Annotated in this window: 16 protein-coding genes; 5 read left to right on the top strand and 11 right to left on the bottom strand. The window is 56.4% G+C overall.

Annotation, left to right across the window (positions count from 1 at the left end; translation table 11 throughout):
* The first annotated feature begins 313 nt into the window (after positions 1-313).
* Positions 314-811: a hypothetical protein gene (locus Q7F15_RS07210; protein WP_171564257.1), complete on the top strand. Its 498-nt coding sequence runs from the start codon at positions 314-316 to the stop codon at positions 809-811.
* 292 nt (positions 812-1,103) lie between these two features.
* Here Q7F15_RS07210 and Q7F15_RS07205 read toward each other — a convergent pair whose 3' ends face one another.
* The 4 genes from Q7F15_RS07205 to Q7F15_RS07190 form a co-directional block, all read right to left on the bottom strand.
* The gene (locus tag Q7F15_RS07205; protein WP_171564258.1) at positions 1,104-2,243 is read right to left on the bottom strand and encodes a glycosyltransferase family 4 protein; all 1,140 of its coding nucleotides are present in this window, start codon (positions 2,241-2,243) and stop codon (positions 1,104-1,106) included.
* 135 nt (positions 2,244-2,378) lie between these two features.
* Complete coding sequence (locus tag Q7F15_RS07200; RefSeq protein ID WP_304415305.1) at positions 2,379-4,313, bottom strand: CotS family spore coat protein; 1,935 nt, start codon at positions 4,311-4,313, stop codon at positions 2,379-2,381.
* 209 nt (positions 4,314-4,522) lie between these two features.
* A complete protein-coding gene (locus Q7F15_RS07195) occupies positions 4,523-5,017 on the bottom strand; it encodes a hypothetical protein (protein WP_230077129.1) in 495 nt (164 codons plus the stop codon).
* A 188-nt stretch (positions 5,018-5,205) separates the two neighbouring features.
* The gene (locus Q7F15_RS07190; protein WP_171564261.1) at positions 5,206-6,153 is read right to left on the bottom strand and encodes an NAD-dependent epimerase/dehydratase family protein; all 948 of its coding nucleotides are present in this window, start codon (positions 6,151-6,153) and stop codon (positions 5,206-5,208) included.
* 946 nt (positions 6,154-7,099) lie between these two features.
* On the opposite strand from Q7F15_RS07190, the gene Q7F15_RS07185 reads away from it, so the two are divergent.
* Both Q7F15_RS07185 and Q7F15_RS07180 read left to right on the top strand, forming a co-directional pair.
* On the top strand, positions 7,100-7,549 hold the full coding sequence (locus Q7F15_RS07185; protein ID WP_230077130.1) for a hypothetical protein: 450 nt from the start codon (positions 7,100-7,102) through the stop codon (positions 7,547-7,549).
* Between the two features lie 14 nt (positions 7,550-7,563).
* Complete coding sequence (locus Q7F15_RS07180; RefSeq protein ID WP_230077131.1) at positions 7,564-8,217, top strand: hypothetical protein; 654 nt, start codon at positions 7,564-7,566, stop codon at positions 8,215-8,217.
* Positions 8,218-8,318: 101 nt separating this feature from the next.
* Here the strand turns inward: Q7F15_RS07180 and Q7F15_RS07175 are convergent, their stop codons facing one another.
* The 7 genes from Q7F15_RS07175 to Q7F15_RS07145 all read right to left on the bottom strand — a co-directional run bounded on the left by Q7F15_RS07175 (position 8,319) and on the right by Q7F15_RS07145 (position 12,222).
* Positions 8,319-8,570: a hypothetical protein gene (locus tag Q7F15_RS07175; protein WP_230077132.1), complete on the bottom strand. Its 252-nt coding sequence runs from the start codon at positions 8,568-8,570 to the stop codon at positions 8,319-8,321.
* An 18-nt stretch (positions 8,571-8,588) separates the two neighbouring features.
* Positions 8,589-9,161 carry a manganese catalase family protein gene (locus Q7F15_RS07170; RefSeq protein WP_171564264.1) on the bottom strand — a complete coding sequence of 191 codons (573 nt, stop codon included), beginning with the start codon at positions 9,159-9,161 and terminating at the stop codon, positions 8,589-8,591.
* 11 nt (positions 9,162-9,172) lie between these two features.
* Positions 9,173-9,424, bottom strand: coding sequence for a spore coat protein CotJB (locus Q7F15_RS07165; protein WP_171564265.1), 252 nt, complete (start codon positions 9,422-9,424; stop codon positions 9,173-9,175).
* Between the two features lie 222 nt (positions 9,425-9,646).
* Positions 9,647-9,928, bottom strand: coding sequence for a hypothetical protein (locus tag Q7F15_RS07160; protein ID WP_171564266.1), 282 nt, complete (start codon positions 9,926-9,928; stop codon positions 9,647-9,649).
* Between the two features lie 268 nt (positions 9,929-10,196).
* Positions 10,197-10,547 (bottom strand): YolD-like family protein, encoded by a 351-nt coding sequence (locus Q7F15_RS07155; protein WP_171564267.1) that lies wholly within the window; start codon positions 10,545-10,547, stop codon positions 10,197-10,199.
* A complete protein-coding gene (locus tag Q7F15_RS07150; protein WP_230077901.1) occupies positions 10,544-10,987 on the bottom strand; it encodes a YhjD family protein in 444 nt (147 codons plus the stop codon). Before Q7F15_RS07150 ends, Q7F15_RS07155 begins: the two co-directional genes overlap by 4 nt.
* Positions 10,987-12,222, bottom strand: a complete 1,236-nt coding sequence (locus tag Q7F15_RS07145; protein ID WP_212131933.1) for a DNA polymerase IV — start codon at positions 12,220-12,222, stop codon at positions 10,987-10,989. The genes Q7F15_RS07150 and Q7F15_RS07145 overlap by 1 nt, the downstream gene beginning before the upstream one ends.
* Before the next feature lie 354 nt (positions 12,223-12,576).
* Between Q7F15_RS07145 and Q7F15_RS07140 the strand changes: the two genes are divergently transcribed.
* Positions 12,577-13,062 (top strand): GNAT family N-acetyltransferase, encoded by a 486-nt coding sequence (locus Q7F15_RS07140; RefSeq protein WP_230077133.1) that lies wholly within the window; start codon positions 12,577-12,579, stop codon positions 13,060-13,062.
* 1,249 nt (positions 13,063-14,311) lie between these two features.
* Complete coding sequence (locus Q7F15_RS07135; protein WP_304415304.1) at positions 14,312-17,008, top strand: cadherin-like beta sandwich domain-containing protein; 2,697 nt, start codon at positions 14,312-14,314, stop codon at positions 17,006-17,008.
* Positions 17,009-17,089 lie beyond the last annotated feature (81 nt).

Here is a 17,089-nt window from a genome sequence, read left to right as displayed (position 1 = left end):
AAGTAGCAGCAACGTCAATAGAAAAAATTGAACAAAGTGATGCCGATAGAGAGAAAAGCTCCGATCCAGCAGGCTTCCCACTCCCATCGGTTTAAACTGCGAGTAATTCATGCACGAGACCTCCACCTATGTATTAGCGATTCCCCGACCATTATACACGATTTTCCTACGTTTTTAAAAAATTCCTCTATGTTTGGAAAAATGTGTCGAGTTCCGCCAGGACTGGCTCATTTTTTCACCTGCTGGATATTTGTCCAATTCCTGCATTCCCGCCGTGCATATACTACACCATGCACAGATGGAGGTGTCAGTAATGAAAGCGGCCAAAGCAGCAAAAAAGAGGATAGCCCGTTCCGCATCCCGCTCCCGTTCTCTCACCGTTAGAACAACGCGGCGCATAAAGAAAAATGACAAGACGCTGCGCGTATATGTCCGACCGCCGCGGGTGAATGTCACCACTCCGACCCCACAGGTGAACGTCACGGCACCCGAGGTTCGTGTGGACGCACCCCCGCCCGCCATCATCCCGGCTCCTGTCGTCAAAGTAGATGTCGACTCTCCGGAGACGGCGGATGCGATCAGCATGAACAGCCTGCGAAAGGAACTGGAACGCTGCATGAAAAACCAAAAAGCCGTTGAAGTCATCCTGTCCGTCGATTGGGGAGCGCAAAGTCGCCGTTACCGGTTCGGGAACCTGGTTCGCGTGGAAGACGGCATCATCGAATTGAAGCCTGCGCCCAGCGAAGAAGCTGTCCCTGGCAGTGTGATTATTCCCATGAATCGGATCGTGGCCGTCATCCCGACCTCCTGAACGTCTGTGGGGAGCAGACGAGTCTGCCTGCCGGCTCGGGCAAATCCCTGGATCGTTTCGCCGTCGCGTGCACGTTCCGCGCCTGGGCCGGTCTTCGTTTTTCCCGATCGTCTCCCATGGCGTGTCTGCTTTCCACAGGTGGACAAGCCTGTTTCGCAACGGATCACGCTCCGCTGAAAAAAGAAACAGGGAGGCGTATTCCGGCACGTACCGGTCATATCCTCCCTGTCTGCTTCCCAAACGGACGCGCTTTTTGGCCTGTCATCTTACAAGGCGAACGAATGAACGGGTGCTATCCGTTCCAGACCTGCAGCACTTCCTTTGCCACCCGGCTCCACGTGAATCGTTCCTCGGCCAAACGCCGGCCGGCGTTGCCCATTCTCCGCTGCAAATCGCGGTTGGAGAGCAGCGTGTGCAGCTTTTCGGCAAATGCCTGCGGATTTTCCGGCTGTTCGACCAACAGGCCGTTGCCGTTGATGATCACCTCTGGATTACCGCCTCGCTGCGTCGTGACAAACGGCAGTCCAGCGGCCATCGCTTCATAGTGGACGCGGGCGAGCGGCTCCTCCCACTGCGAGGGACAGACGAAAATATCGCCGGCCCAAAACCAGTGGTGAATCTGTTCGGCCGGCACGTATCCCGTCGTGATGACCGGAACGGGAGAACGCGCAGCCAGAGCACGGACGTAAGCCACGTAATCGCTCACTTTGTCCACGCTGTACCAGGAACCCCCGACCAGGACGAGCGCAATGTCGGAATGGCGGCGCGACAGTTCGTTCATCGCCCTGACCAGGACGTCGGCCCCTTTCTTCGGAGTGAGCCGTCCGACGAACAAGATGACCTGCTTTCCGTTCAGTTTGTACTCCGAGCGGAGCTGGTTGCGAATTTGCTTGGCCGTCTGCGACCGTTCCCACGGCACGAACACGTCCAGATTTACACCCGAATAGATGGTGCGCACCTTGGACGCCGCCTGCGGATACAACTCGCAGATCACCTTGCCGACGTAATTGCTGATGGTGATGATCCGCTCCGTTTCTTCGATCGCCTTGATAGCGACGTCAGGTTCAATTTTGGCTGGATCAAACATATCGTTATGCATGCTTAAAATGATCCGCGCGCGGGGACACACTTCCCGAATCAGCGGAACCAGGCGCGGTCGGTTGAATACGTGAATGATGTCGTACGAATTGTTGCGCAGATACTGGACCACTTCTTTCGCGTACAGCTCAAAGACGCCCTGTCCGTTGACACGCACGTACCGAACATTCTCCCTTGTTTCTTCTTGCGGAAGCGAGGGATCGGACGTCCCCAATACCGTTACGTTGTGGTGCTTGCCAAGTATATTGACGATACCGGCAATATAGGTTTGAATGGCACCGCCCCGGATTGGCGGTACGGGCAATTTTTCCGTACAGATCAGTAACCCCTTCATCCGAATTCTCCTTTCCCATCTCGCCGCTTGGTTCAAGCTGGCGGCCCGTCTGTCTTGCCTGCAGCCGTACGGCTTTTGGACGGCAGCTGCGGCCGCCTTAATTCAAGTGGTCGATGTTTGGCCGAAGAGGCGTTTTCAGTTTTTGACCGCTTTCTTTTTGACTTTGACCGTTCTTTTTGCCGATGCGGATGACTTCTGCTGTTTTCGTTTGACCTTCACCGTGGAAGCCGCTCGGCGCGCCAACTTTTTCAGCTTGACGACGCCGGTTTTGCTTTTTTGCTTCGCTCTGCGCTTCGCTGCCTGCGAAGCAGACTGTGTCAGTTTGCGCGTGATCGTCTTCCGAGGCGTCTGGATCGATTTGCGCTTCGTCGTCCGAGCCTTCTCCGGTTTGCGCCGGCTCACGCTCCTCACCGCTTTCACAGGCTTACGTTTTTTCTGCGGGCGGCTCTCATCTCGTTTCACAACGCGAACACGCTTGCGGTAGACGCGTTTGGCGTCTGCGGCTTTGAGTTTTATCCGCACTTTATCCCGCACGACAGGCACCAATGAGACGGCGGGCTCCTTCGCTTCCGCTTCGGATGGCGCAGCACCGACTGGTTCCTTTACCTTTGTCGCGACTGCAGGCTCTTCTGCCGCACGCCGTTTTCCTTGCTTCATAGCAACTGCAGGCTCTTCTGCCGCACGTTGTTTTCCTTGCTTCGTAGCAACTGCAGGCTCTTCTGCCGCACGTTGTTTTCCTTGCTTCGTAGCAACTGCAGGCTCTTCTGCCGCACGCTGTTTTCCTTGTGCGAGCGGTTCAGGCACAGCAGCCATATCCCGTTTGCCTTCCATAGCCGATTCTGGCTGCATCTCTGCTTGTGCCGGCTGCTGCAGAACCCATTTGTCTGCATCCGGAACACTTTCCCTGGCCGGCCGGCTCGGTTGGCGCAGCGCCGCCAACTGTTCGTAATTCTCTGCCTTGTATTTGGCTCTGTCCTTGGCCAGTTCCGCCAGCGCCTGCCACTTGGACTGGTCCGCGGCGACAATCCGCTGCTGGATAGCTTCCACTCCTCCCGTGCTCAAAAACGTCACCGGATCGTAAAATATTTCTTTGAGATGCTTGTAAAACTCGTTGGGGAGGGCCATGTCAATCAGCAGGACGTCGAAGCTTTCCGCACTGAGCGGATTTGCCTCGTGGTACGCCTCGATCATTCCGCGCATCCAGGTAATATCCCAGACGCCCATGTCATCCATCGTGCTCGTAATCAACTTGCGCAGGTCGCGAAAAGGGAGATCGTACGCGACCCCATCCAGGTCGATCACCCACAGACCGCCTGGCCCCATCTGTCCGTTTGACCATCCGTAATCCTGGTGAACCAGTCCCCAATACGGTTCGCCCATCGCCACCATGTGTCGGTAGGGAGACTCGTTCAGCTTTTGCAGCGCATCCCAGGCCTGCCGCTCAAACTCGTCGACTACGGAGAGTATCGCTTGGCTGGCAGGAATGTCGTTGTACACTTTGGCAACTTCGCGCAGCCACCCGATCTTTTTGGCCACCTTCCTGTAGTAGTTGGGCCATTTGTGCAGCCGCGACGCGTTCTTCGCCCCTTGCGGAGGGACGTACCCCTTGGAGTAGCGATGAAACTCACCCAATCCGTAGCACAATTGCTGGGCTCCAGCGAGGTCGATTTTGGTCGCCGGCGTGAGGGGTTCCACCCATTCGGTGACGATCCAGAGTTTTCCGCCACTTTCAACAAACAGTTTGCCGTCCTTTGCCGGGATGAGCTCGGGAACTCTGCCCCCCTGTTGGCGAATGTACGCTTGCGCCCCGACACTAAACAAGCTCCTCGCCGGAGCACGGTGCAGCAGCTTCAGGCTGCGCGGTCCCTTGTTGGTCTGGATTCGCCAAATCGCACCACCCTTGTCAGGTTTCGATGTGATCAACGTGCGCTCGCTGACAGACATGTCGTAGTGAGTCATCACTTGTTCCGCCAGCGCGTCGATCTCCGGTGGCACTTGCAAATCCCAATTAACAGGTTTGTTTCCTGTTGCCTCTGGGTTATCCCACGGCTTGATAACGTATTGGTCCATTGTCTCCCTCCGATGTACGTTTTGTAAATCGGTGTAAATCTTTCGTAAACCTTTTATAAGGTATTCGCAGCGAAAGGATCACGTAACGGACAAATATCTATCCGCACTTGAGAAATCGTGCCAACGGCCCCCTCATCCGCACCGGAACAAGAAAAATCGATGCGCCTGCCCGGCGCATCGTCTCGACGCGTTGCATGTTGATGCTGTTTTTAGTCGTCCTCGTCTTCTTCCTCGTCTTCTTCTTCGTCTTCTTCCTCGTCTTCATCGGACTCATCTGCGTCTACTTCCGCGTCTTCTTCCTCGTCTTCTTCTTCCGTCTCGTCTTCGTCTTCTGTTTCGTCTTCATCTTCCGTCTCGTCTTCATCTTCATCTTCATCTTCGTCTTCATCGGACTCGTCTGCGTCTACTTCCGCGTCTTCTTCTTCGTCTTCTTCTTCGTCTTCTTCCTCGTCGTCATCGCCTTCTTCGGATTCTGCCTCGTCTTCGTCGTCCTCTTCATCTGCATCTGCTTGCGCGACGACGCTATCCGTTTCTTCGTCGTCTTCCTCGTTCAGTTCTTCTTCCAGGATCGGGTCTTGGCCGGACGAGTAGATCAGTTTCTTTTTGTTGCCGTCCGCGTATTCGATTTCAACCTCCAATTCCTCGATCCCGTTTTCGTCCCGCAGCGTTTCGCTCAGATGCTCCAACCAGGTTTCTTGTGACATCTGCCTTTGACCTCCCACCATCAAGTGTCATTTTTGCTTATAGTCATCGGATTCCCCTTTGACTTGTATCACTATATGAACCTGTCTGCTGGTCGGTTTGAGCAGATATCCACTTTGCAAAGCGGAATTTTTCTTCCTGTCCGATGGGGGGGACAATCCACTGATTCGGCCAGGGCTGATTGCTGCAATCAATCAGAGAGCGTGGAACGGATGGCGGCGATTTGCCGGGCCAGTCCCTCTTCCAAGGGAACAACAGGCCGGTACCCCAGCAGTCGCTCCGCTTTCGAGATGTCTGCCCACGTGTGTCTCGGCTCCCCGTGGAGATTTCCCGTGAAACGGAGTATCGCTTTCTCTCCTGTCAACCGCTCCAGCATGGCGATGACGTCCAGCACGGAGGCACGTTCCAAACCGCCGATGTTGATCGTCTCGCCGATCACTCCGTTTGCCGTCAGCGCTGCAGCTGTGGCCTCCACACAGTCGGCAACGTACGTAAAATCGCGGGTCTGCCGACCGTCTCCAAACACCGTAATCGGCTCGTGTTTCATCAGGCTGTGGATAAACAAATGGAACGCCATGTCAGAACGCTGGCGCGGGCCATACACGGTAAAATACCGCAATATCACAATCGGCACCCCGTAGCAGAGCCGATAGACATGGCATAAATGCTCGCCGGCCAGCTTGCTGACACCGTATGGGGAAAGCGGTACAGGCGGAGCGTCTTCCGGGACCCGTCCGGTCTTTTCACCGTAGACGGACGAGGTGGAAACATAGATGAACCGATCCAGCTTACTGACGCGGGCCGCCTCCAACAGCCGCTGGGTAGCCAGAATATTGTGCGTAACATACAACTGAAAATCGCTGCCCCAACTGGAGCGAACACCAGGCATGCCAGCCAGATGATACACCACGTCTACTCCTTGCAGCAGAGCGGGGAGATCAGCCTGGAGCAGGTCTTCCTGGATAAACCGAAAGCGCGGATTTTTGACGAGCGCGGCGATATTTCTCTGTTTGACAGGAGCGAGCGACGGATTGACAAACACATCGAGGCCCACCACTTCCGTTCCCTCCATCTGCAGCAGCCGTTCGCACAGATGGGAACCGACGAAGCCGGCGGCGCCTGTCACCAGTATGTTCATGGTCGCGGTACCCCCTTTCTATACATGCACAATCACTTCATGGCTGAAGCCTCTGCCCGTCATGGCTGACAAACAGCATGCTGCTGCAAAACGCTTGCTAAATAGTATGCTGACGGCAGACGGACACTTGGACGCATACCGCTTGCCGCGCAAATTTGGCTCTTGTCTACCCGGCCCCGGACTGTCAGAACAGGCATGACACGGTCAATGTCGAGACGCGGGCAAACGCCTGGGGTCCGCCCACACGCAAAAAAGAGCCGGCGGTTTTTCCGTCGGCTCGCTCGCTACTGCTTCGGCAAGTCGATTGGTCAGCTTGCCTGTACTCAAATGATGTCATCCTTATCCCGAAACTATGGACCTCTTCATTCGTAAAAGTATATAACTCAGTCTGAAGGTCATGTCATGTTGTTCAAAAAACTGATAAACAGCCTGCTCGGCAGCCGTCCCGCTTCCCGTACATACCGGCGGTACAGCAGGAGCGATTACAAGCACGGCGGCTATCACAAGCAGCATGATGGCCGCGGTCATGGACACGGACACGCGTACTACAGGACACTCATTAAAGAAACGCATTTCAGATGCGGCTTATATAGCAGTTGGCATCACTTAATTTCAAGGTCCTTTTTCATGACAGCTTCCCTACACACATAGGCTCAACAACATGAGAAGTATGTTTAAAACATTTAAAAGCAAAAAATTTTTTCCTCCATCCAAAATCTACATTACCGCATCCACTATAATGACTCGTCTTTTTCAATGACAAACTAACACCCTTTTTCCATATCAATCAATTTTACCAATTTGTAACTACTTTGGATAATAAAGAAATTTATAATAATTCTGCGATCCACACTTAAGATATTGGTGAAAGGAGTTTATATCATGATAAGGAAAGTTAATATCGCGGTGTTTGTCTGCAGTTTTCTTTTCGCTACAGCTTAGTTCTGTGGCTTTAGCAAAACAAACAGACCAATGGGGAGACTTTAAATCTAATTGGTTTCATCCTGATTATGGATGGGGAAACATTGCTTACAGAGTTCATATGATCGAAGAATACTATATTGATAAAAATAGCGGTGATGTTGATTTAACACACCATCATGCAGTTGCAATCGGTAATACCGGTAGACATCCTTATCCTGTAAACCTTGTAATTAGTAACGAATATCGGGACAGTTATGGAAGATTTGGTACCGTCAATGATCTTGAATGGAAATGGAAGGACAGATTGAGAGATTACATTAGCAATCCGGGCGAAACAGTATACGGTGGAGGAAATACAAAACAATTCTCCAGTAGTACTACTGACAAACCAAAAGCAATATCTTCCCCCGGTGCAGTTGCAGATGGGGTATACTACGGAACATCGAACAACCTGACATTGAGTATTAAATAACAAGAGAGGTGTATATGATGAAGTACACACGTATTGTAGTCGCATCGTTAACGGTTCTTGTCTTAAGTGCAGGCACCCTTTCTCATACATGGGCAAAAAAGGATCCCGATGAATTTGAGAGAGGGCAAAAATATGCGCAGATATACACCGAAACAGTAAAGATGGACAGAGCCTCCCTCCCCTTTAATGCTTTTCTTCAGAAGAATACGGACATGACCATCACCCAGGAGGAATTAAACGATAAAATCGCCAGATATACCGCCTATTCCCAGGCTTTTGGCGTTACCCTAACACCTGAGCAGGCGATGGATAAGGTAATCGAGAAACATTTGCTCAGGAAATATGCGCTGGAACACCACTTGTATCCTTCTGAAAAAGAGATCATCCAGCACATTGAGGACATCAAAAACAGCTACCTGCAAGACCGATCGCCGCTGATCGAAGGAATGATGGACGAACTGGGATTATCCGTTGATGAATTTTTCTTTGATTTTTTACGCGATGGGTATGAGGAAGAACTCGTGAGACTGAACATCATCAACAAGCTGAAAGCCGAACACAAGAAATGGAACAACGAATCCGACAATGATTATCACAACAGAATGATTGAAGAGCTGCAGCGCTTGATCGAGAACCTGAAAAACAATTCACATCTCTTGGTCAAGTAGCCGCTTACGCGCGTATCACAGTCCTTCAATCGTCCCCGCAAATGCAAAAAGCCATCCGCTTCCTAAACGTGGATGGCTCTTCATTATGCCCAAACGCTATCCTACATCCGGTACGGATTCTCATACGAATCATACAGCCACCGAAACAGCGTGCCCGCTGCCAGCGCTTCCGGCAGCGAAAACTGGTCCATGTACGGATCGGGCGGATACGGTTTGACCGGAGGCAAATTTACGGGCGGATAGCTGCCCGTCACCTGCGGGAAAAAGCCGACCCGCGGAGGAAAGTGGCCTGCCCGGGTGAGCGGATGCGGCCTGCCTTTGGCGGCGGCTTGGCGGACTTGTTCCTTCTTCATGCGCGCATCCCTCCTTCGTCAAAAATACTTTTTCGTCTTGTACTCTTCTTCCACGATGCACAGCACTTCGCGAAAGCGTTGGGAGTGGACCACTTCCCGCTCGCGCAGGTATTTTAAGACCTGGATCACATCCGGGTCGTCCGTCAAGTTAATCAGCCACTGGTAGGTAGCGCGGGCCTTTTCCTCGGCGGCGATGTCCTCCGCCAGATCGGCGATCGGGTCGCCCTTGGCCTGGATGTACGCCGCCGTCCAGGGATTACCGTTGGCATCCGTATAGAACAGCGCCTTTTCGTGTTCGGCGTACATCGATCCCAACCCGGCTGCCCTCATCTGCTCCGGCGTGGCATCTTTGACCAGCTTGTGGATCAGCGTGGCGATCACTTCCATGTGCCCCAGTTCTTCCGTGCCGATGTCCGTCAGCAGCGCTTTGGCCCGCTCGTTCGGCATCGTGTAGCGCTGGTTCAGGTAGCGGAGCGCCGCAGACAGTTCTCCGTCCGGTCCGCCGTACTGGGTGATCAGAAATTTGGCCATTTGCAGGTCCGGCCTGCTGACGCGGACGGGGATTTCCAGCTTCTTTTCATAAATCCACATCGCTGTTCACCTCAATACTCGATTTCCCACGGCCACGGCGTGGCGTTCCACACCCAGCGGCTGGGGGAAGACGAAAAACCGTACTGCATCAGCGGGCCGCACTTCGTTTCATACTCCGCTTTCAAGGCGATTAGCTCTTTGGACAAGCAGTTGTATTGATGAACGGCGCGCTGGTCTCCGGGGTTCACGTCCAGATACAATTGCAGCTCGACGAGCGCAAACTGCACTTCCTGCATTTTGCGAAGCGCATTGCTGGGCTCCATGAGACTCCTCCTTTTGCTTCCCGCTGCCTCTGCCAGGGCGAGCTTGTTTGCTCCGCACGTGCCCGGCGGGCGCTTTTTTTCTCTTACCACCGTATGCATCCGGGCGTTTGTCGGTCCCTCCCACCGCGGCGCAAACAAAAAACCTTTCGTCGTCCCGCTCCCGGGATGAGAAAGGTTTGCGTGTGCGTATTCGTCTCTGTGCAGCGGCGTGCGATCTGTCCGCTAGGTGGTGACGTGCTTGGCCTTGGGTTTGGTGATAATGTGATGGCCGCGCGGCAGGCCCCGCTGCTGCAGTTCTTCTTCCGTCAGGATATGGAGCGTCTCGTCCTTGCACGGCATCGGCATCAATCCGCCAAACGGGCTCATGACCCGCCCGTTCGTGTCCGTTTCGATGACCACGTACAGTCCCTTGTTTTCCAGCTGCTGAATGAACTCCGTCCAGCGTTTGGCGGTCATCTGCTCCGCGTGCCTGGTAAAAATGACACCCATTTCTTTTGCCAACATGTACAATCTCCTTTAACGTACCTCAGGTCTTGATCGGAAAGATATCCTTACGATACTCTGAAACATCCCGTTCTGGCAAAAAGCATTTCGCGCAAAAAACAGCGAAAAAATGCTGATTTTCCCCGCCTGCTGTCGCAGGAACAGCACGTCACCACCGCGCACGGCATTTCACCGTGCCACGCTGTTTTTTGCCGCTTGCCTTTTTCTGGATGTCCGTGCCAACTCGCGCCAAAACGGCCCGTCTGCTTGCCGACCCTGTCCCTTCTGCTCAGGAGATTGCTGTCAGTTCGGCGTCCAGTAGGCGGGCAAACGGAATCCGCAGCGTCTTCTCCCCGCTCTTCAGCTTCAACTGCCGGCTGGCCGGATCGATGTGAACCACCCGGCCGCTCAGGCGGCGGGCCGCTTCGCCGTCGTAGTAGCTCAGGCTCACGACGTCCCCCGTCTGGAACGCTTTCCAGATCTGCTCGCTGACGGCCGCCAGCTGTTCTTCGTCCAATTCCGGGGGGATGTAGCGCCGCTCTTCGGCCTTGATCCGCAGGTACATCTCCCGATGCTCGGGCAGCACAAAGCGGCTGGCCGCAAACAAATTGTCCTTCTTCGACACGCGTTTTTCCTTCATGTTGCCTTCTCTCCTTCTTCTTCGCGGCCGATCTGCCGCGCATGACGCTCCGGCCCCATCGCGCCCGGGTCCTGGCGGAGGACGTGCTGCTGCATGATCCACAGCCGGACCAATTCCTGGCATTCGGCGCGCAGCACCTCAATGAAGTAGACCGCTTCCCGCACGTACCCGCGCAGCCGGTACTGCACCACGTAGACGCCTTGCTCCCGGCGGGCGCTCAGCAGGACGCATCCCCGCTGCCGCAAATGGCGGCGCAGTCTGTGATGCTGCCGCTCCGCCCAGCGGGACAGTTCCTCGAAAAGCCAGTGGTACGACAGCTTCAAGGGAACCTGCCGCATCCGCTCCCAATCCGCCATGACCGCGCGAAACAGCAGCCCGAACAGGATGTACAGGCGCAACAGCTCCTGCTCTCCCTTTGCCGCCTGCCCGTCCCGCTCCATCACTTGTAGTGTCCCCCGATCTTGCGGGCACGCTCCCGCGCCTGCCCCGCTCCCAGCAGGGAAACCGCCCGCAAAATGGCATCCTGTCCGTAGCGGGCGCGGATGTCGTCCATGGCCCGGGCGAGCGAACGCTGCCTGTGTGTGTCGGTAAACAGGTTGAGCTGCACCACATTGTCAGGCACCAATTGATCCAGGCTGACACCGACGCTGCGCACCGGCGTCTGCGTCCAGTGCCGGTCGAACAGGCGGCAGGCCGCTTCGTACAGCGTCATCGCGTCATGGGTCGGCTCCGGCAGCTTCAACTGCCGCCCAAAGCCGGCAGGGGCATCAAAATCGGCCCCGCGGCATCCGACCGAGACGACCGATCCCATCAGCCGCTTGCTCCGCGCCCGGCGGCATACCTCCTCGCACAACTCCAGGAGCACCACCTTGATCTCGGCTGCGGTGTGATAGTCGCGCGGCAGCGTCATGTGATGGCCGATGCCCTTTTGCGTCTCGTGGGTCTGAGGCGACACCGGCGAATTGTCCAGACCGTGAGCCGTGCGCCAGAGCACCTCGCCGTTTACGCCCCAGCGGCGGGCGAGCACTGCCGGAGACATGCGGGCGAGCTGCCCGATCTGGTAGATGCCCATGCGGTGAAAGTGACGCTTCATCCGCGAGCCCACCCCGAACAGCTTTTCGATCGGCAGCTTCCAAAGCGTGTCGGCCAGCTCTTCCCGCTTCAGCCAAAAGATCCCCTCTTCCCGTTTTTTGGCGAAGTTGTCACAGGCCATCTTGGCCAGCACCTTGTTCTCCCCGATGCCGATCCGGGCGTTAATCCCGGTCTCCAGCCGGACGCGGCGGCGGATTTCCTCGGCGATCCGCCAGGGGTCACCGAACAGCCGGACGCTTCCTGTCACGTCCAGAAACTGCTCGTCGATGGAATACGGCTCCACCAGATCGGTAAACGACTCAAAGATGCGGGTAATCTGCACGGAGACGCGCAGGTACGTCTCCATCCGCGGACGAACGACCACCAGATGCCGGCACTTTTGCTGTGCCTGCCACAGCGCCTCTGCCGTGGTGACGCCGTATGACTTGGCAATGGGACAGGCGGCCAAAACCACACCGCTGCGCCGTTCGGGATCGCCGGCCACGACGATCGGTTTGTCCCGCAGCTGTGGCTGGGCCGCCTTTTCAATACTGGCGTAAAAGCTCTGCATGTCAGCCAGGAAGATGATCCGGTCCTTGGTCATGATGTTCATCCCCCAACAAGAACATTTGTTCCTATCCTCTGCTCTTAGTATAGCAAACACACGTTCGCTTTTATACTCCCTGCATGCAAAAAAGGCGCTGGTAATTTTTTCTCCCACTAACTGCCGAACGGCAGGGAGGACGGCGACGGGCAGAGAATCCCGATAAGCAGGAAGCCAAGAGGACAGCTTCGGTCCACTCGGCTGTAAAAGGGGCGCCAGGAGCAGGCGGCGGGCGGCGCGGGACGGAACCCTTCGCCCCAGGCGGACATGATCCGGCATGCGGGTCCGATCTCGAATGCCCCCACGCTGCGGCAAGCCGGTGGAAACCCGACCGATCAGAAAGGAGCATCGCCCATGAGCATTCAGCTTCGGCCAACCCGTCCGGCCGACATACCGTTTGTGTACGAGACCGAACACGCGGCGGAAAATCGCCCGTTTCTCCTCCCATGGACGGAGGAACGGCATCGACAGGCCCTCGCCCATCCAGACATCCGCCACCTGATCGTGGAGGAAACGGAGACCGGCAGAGCGGTCGGCTACGTTATCATCGCCGGGCTGACCAACCCGCACGGCAGCATCGAGCTGATGCGCATTACGATCTCCGCGAAAGGGAAAGGATACGGCCGCCAGGTCCTGCGGCAGGTCAAGCGCTGGGCGTTTGAGGAACAGCAGGCTCACCGCCTTTGGCTGGACGTGAAGGAGGCAAATCAACGGGCCCTGAACCTGTACCTGTCCGAAGGATTTGTCATCGAAGGCAAACTGCGGGAATGCCTGAAAACCGGCGAACGGTACGAGTCGCTGCTCATCCTGTCGATGCTTTCATCCGAGTACAGGGACTGACGCCGGGAAGCAGCCGTCCGTCTTTTCCCCTTCCTGACCACGCATTCTAAGCGGCCGTGACCTGTAGACCATCATCCGCCCTTCGCTCCTTGCCGGACAAACGAGACAAACGGGAATTTCACTCGCAAAAGAGACGTGAAAAGCCGTACTGAAAATCGTTTGGAAACATTACAATGTTGTAAACGATCAAGGCTTTGGCCCGTCCTTGGTCGCGCAGTACATCCAGAAAGGAGTTGACATGACGATGCGACACATCAGGTTGACCGCAGGCTTGCCTCCTTTCGCCCGTTTTTTTCTCGTTTCGCTGTTGGCCTTGTTTCCCGTTTTTAGCGCTCCTCCTCCCGCTCATGCCGAAGCCTCAATCACGATCGACTCACACGAGAACAAAGAACAAATCATGGGAGGAACGATCCGGGTGTCTGGCACATACGTGGACGGTGCGCGACGTTCCTGAACAATCCACTTAGAAATAGGTGGCAAAACCAGGGGGCTCCCCGATTTAGGGAGTCTAACTCTGTACCCGATTCGGCGGGGGAAGTGCCCGCCCGGAATGAAAGTCGGCATTCCTGCCTAATCCTCCGACATGCGCGGCCGATTTGCCGCGGACGCGTATGAAGCTCGGTGAAGTGCGGCGTCTTTGCTTAGGTAAAAGAAGCCGGGGGGCCATAAAGCTGCTATGCCCAGGAGAACGCTTCGGCGTTGGCACGAATCCTCGGAAGAACGACCCGTCCGGCGGGGATATCGCGGTCCCCTCCTCCCCGCATTACCGCGGGGCAGTCGCGGAAGGAATTTCGTCCTCGTTCCTTCTGTTCCACTCCGGTAAGGGAATGGAGTTCCCCCGTCCTCCGACTGCGGGCGGGCGAACGGCTGACGGGTCAGAGAGGAGGGCTACGGCAGCAGATGCAAGGCTAGGGTACAGGGAACGTCGGAACTTCGGACGAAGATGCCAAGCGGGGCAAACCGCGATGCTTCGAAACGGCAGGAAATGGCCGTTGAATCCGAAGGACAGCAGCCCGTAGTAGCGAGGAAGCAGGGTAATGCCTGTGGAGCGAAGGGGCATAGCCATGCACTCCGCTGGGGAGAACATGGCGGAACGCCGTGTGCGGTGAAAGCCGCACGCACGGTGTGACGTGGGGGAAAAGGGGTTCCACACGATGCGCTACCCGCGCAGGCGAGGACGCACCCTTACCTATCACGATCGTACGAGCTAAAGCTCGTGATCAATGCCGAGACACTGGAAGACGTTTACATGAACGATCCTGACGGAGACGGTTCCGGCACGTGGTACTACGACCTCGACACCAGCCCGTACGACGGCCCGATCGAGATCGCCGTGAGAGGCTGGGACGCGAGGACCCGCTACGGGGTCTGGTCGCCATTTGTCACATTGTACGTGAATAACCCCGAGGCCAACAAACCGGTCGTCACCATCAACAGCCCTGCAGATGGCACACATGTGAACGGGCCAGTGATGATCCAAATCTCCGTGAAGGCAAAAAACCCGATCTCATCCGTGGAAGTGAGAATCAACGGAGGAAAATGGCTGAAGGCCAAGGCAGACGGCTCAAAAGGCCGTTACAAGTACCTTTGGAATCCGCCGGCCGGGGCTTCCAACACCAGCTGGATCGAAGCACGGGCGCGTGACAGCCGGGGAAATGTCGGCACCAGCCTGACCACATACGTCCGCCTTGGCTGCGCCCAACCCGAACCCGTTACGTTAGAACCGCAGGATAGGGCCATGTGGATCTGGGAAAAGGCGTCGTACAACCTGTTTTACAACGACGGCTCCAAGGAGGTGCTGGACGCCCTGGCACAGGACACGGCCACCTTCGACTCGGACCCCGTCACGACGTTTTACCTCGGCATCGACCAACTGCACGGAAAGCATGTGATGCAGGAAGATCCGGACAAGGTGCGGGCGTTCATCTCCTGGGCCCACTCCAAAGGATACAAGGTGCACGCGACCATCGCAGGCGGAACGATCCCGCCCTACCTGGGCGCTTACAGCCGCTACCACGAGTTCGCCGTCCGCGCGATGGAAGGCGTGATCAACTACAACCTCTCCTCTGCTCCCGACGAACGATTTGACGGTGTCAACGTGGACATTGAGCCATACCTTCTGCCCGATTTCAAAACCGACCAGCCTTCCGTCCAAATCCAGTACCTGGATGGTCTCGCCAAAATGATTCAGCGAAGAGACGCTGCCGGGATCAACCTGCCGTTTGGCACCGTAATCCCCAGATGGTTTGATACGGCCGACCAAGCGCGGGACATCCCCTGGAGGGGAACGACGACATGGCTGTCCGAGCACGTCCAGGACATCAGCGACTACATTGCCATCATGGACTACCGGGACACAGCCGAAGGATCGGCCGGCATCATTCAGTCAGCGCTGGGAGAACTGTCCTACGCCAATGCCATCGGCAAGCCCGGGTCCGTCGTGATCGGTGTAGAGACACTGGACATTGCCGACGGCGGCGATCCCGAGACGATCACTTTCCGTGAAGAAGGCCGCACGTATATGGAAAGGGAACTGGACAAAGTGTACGAGGCTGTCGGGAGCGATCCGGCTTTTGCCGGCATCGCCATGCACCACTACGATTCGCTGCGCCAGCTTCCCTCCGACTGGGGGCCGGACCGGATTACGTGGGAGCCGCCGGACGACGACACCCCTCCTTCTGCCGTAAGCGTCGAACCGACCGCCATCGCGGTAGACCATCAACGGATCGACATCACCTTTGGCCGCGCCTTTGACAATACGGAAGTGGAGGAATACTACGTATACCGCAGCACCGAGAGCGGTTTTGAACCTGACGAGTCCAACCTGGCAGGCAGTACACGAGGCCTTCTCTTCTCCGATACAGGGCTCCTGCCCAACACCACCTATTACTACAGGGTGGCCGCTGTCGACGTGAGGGGCAATCGCGGCCCCGTCTCGGACGAAACGTCGGCCGTCACCGGTGACACGCCGCTCGCGCCGATGATCGTGCGCGGCTTGGAGATCACCCATACCGGCACCAGCGCCAAGGTCAGTCTGCGAGTTGTCGACATGGAGACCAACGAGCCGATCCCGTCCGCTAATGTCCACGGCCGGTTCGCATACGGAGCCGGAAGGTTTGTGGACATCGTGACGGATGAGAACGGCATCGGATCGGCCACCTCCGAAGCGGTCCCGGCTGATTGGCTGGTAGACTTTTTCGTGCGGCGGATCATCGCACCCGGATACTACTGGGCAAAAGCGTACGACGTGCAGGAACCGCTGTCTGCATACGACCCGCCGGAGGAGACACCGGCGGAACCGCCGCAAGAGCCTGGAGCTGACACGCCGAGTCAGGGTGACATCCCCGACAACGGGGCACCTCAGGATGACAGCCCTGACGACGGGACACCTCAGGATGACATTCCCGACGATGGGGCTCCACAGGATGACATTCCCGACGACGGGGCTCCACAGGATGACATTCCCGATGACGGGGCACCTCAGGATGACAGCCCTGACGACGGCGCACCTCAGGATGACATTCCCGATGACGGGGCACCTCAGGATGACATTCCCGATAACGGGGCTCCACAGGATGACAGCCCTGACGACGGCGCACCTCAGGATGACAGCCCCGGCGACGAGCAGCCTGTGCATGCCGGACTCCTCGGGCTGACGTTCAATGAGGGTAAGTTACGTCCCGGTTTCTCTCCCGACATCACCCACTACACACTAAGCGTTGAACATGATGTAAGCGCTATCAATTTGACGGCTGCCATTTCTCCAGAGACGACGGTTATCGTAAATGACGTGCCGCTTTCCGACGAACAACCGTCCGTGGAAATTCCACTGGACACCGCCGACACCACGTTCGTAATTGCAGTCACCCCGCCGGGCGGCCAGGCCGTCAGCTACACAGTCACCGTCATGCGCCAAGAGGCAGAGGCAGCTTCCACGGGTCCGTAAATCTGCCGATCAAAAGAGAGAAAAGCCTGCCGAGGGCAGGCTGATGCGAGCGGCGCACTTCCCCAGTGAACGCCGCAGAAA

Source organism: Brevibacillus aydinogluensis (genome assembly GCF_961514395.1).
Taxonomy (GTDB): Bacteria; Bacillota; Bacilli; order Brevibacillales; family Brevibacillaceae; genus Brevibacillus; species Brevibacillus aydinogluensis.
This window is presented reverse-complemented; position numbering and strand designations above follow the sequence as displayed.

Coding starts and splice junctions, on each gene's coding strand:
- Q7F15_RS07155 (WP_171564267.1), bottom strand. CDS start 10,547: ATGAAGGAAAAACGCGTGTCGAAGAAGGACAATTTGTTTGCGGCCAGC.
- Q7F15_RS07200 (WP_304415305.1), bottom strand. CDS start 4,313: ATGGACCAATACGTTATCAAGCCGTGGGATAACCCAGAGGCAACAGGA.
- Q7F15_RS07150 (WP_230077901.1), bottom strand. CDS start 10,987: ATGGAGCGGGACGGGCAGGCGGCAAAGGGAGAGCAGGAGCTGTTGCGC.
- Q7F15_RS07140 (WP_230077133.1), top strand. CDS start 12,577: ATGAGCATTCAGCTTCGGCCAACCCGTCCGGCCGACATACCGTTTGTG.
- Q7F15_RS07170 (WP_171564264.1), bottom strand. CDS start 9,161: ATGTGGATTTATGAAAAGAAGCTGGAAATCCCCGTCCGCGTCAGCAGG.
- Q7F15_RS07135 (WP_304415304.1), top strand. CDS start 14,312: ATGAACGATCCTGACGGAGACGGTTCCGGCACGTGGTACTACGACCTC.
- Q7F15_RS07175 (WP_230077132.1), bottom strand. CDS start 8,570: ATGAAGAAGGAACAAGTCCGCCAAGCCGCCGCCAAAGGCAGGCCGCAT.
- Q7F15_RS07165 (WP_171564265.1), bottom strand. CDS start 9,424: ATGGAGCCCAGCAATGCGCTTCGCAAAATGCAGGAAGTGCAGTTTGCG.
- Q7F15_RS07205 (WP_171564258.1), bottom strand. CDS start 2,243: ATGAAGGGGTTACTGATCTGTACGGAAAAATTGCCCGTACCGCCAATC.
- Q7F15_RS07210 (WP_171564257.1), top strand. CDS start 314: ATGAAAGCGGCCAAAGCAGCAAAAAAGAGGATAGCCCGTTCCGCATCC.
- Q7F15_RS07195 (WP_230077129.1), bottom strand. CDS start 5,017: ATGTCACAAGAAACCTGGTTGGAGCATCTGAGCGAAACGCTGCGGGAC.
- Q7F15_RS07160 (WP_171564266.1), bottom strand. CDS start 9,928: ATGTTGGCAAAAGAAATGGGTGTCATTTTTACCAGGCACGCGGAGCAG.
- Q7F15_RS07190 (WP_171564261.1), bottom strand. CDS start 6,153: ATGAACATACTGGTGACAGGCGCCGCCGGCTTCGTCGGTTCCCATCTG.
- Q7F15_RS07145 (WP_212131933.1), bottom strand. CDS start 12,222: ATGACCAAGGACCGGATCATCTTCCTGGCTGACATGCAGAGCTTTTAC.
- Q7F15_RS07180 (WP_230077131.1), top strand. CDS start 7,564: ATGATGAAGTACACACGTATTGTAGTCGCATCGTTAACGGTTCTTGTC.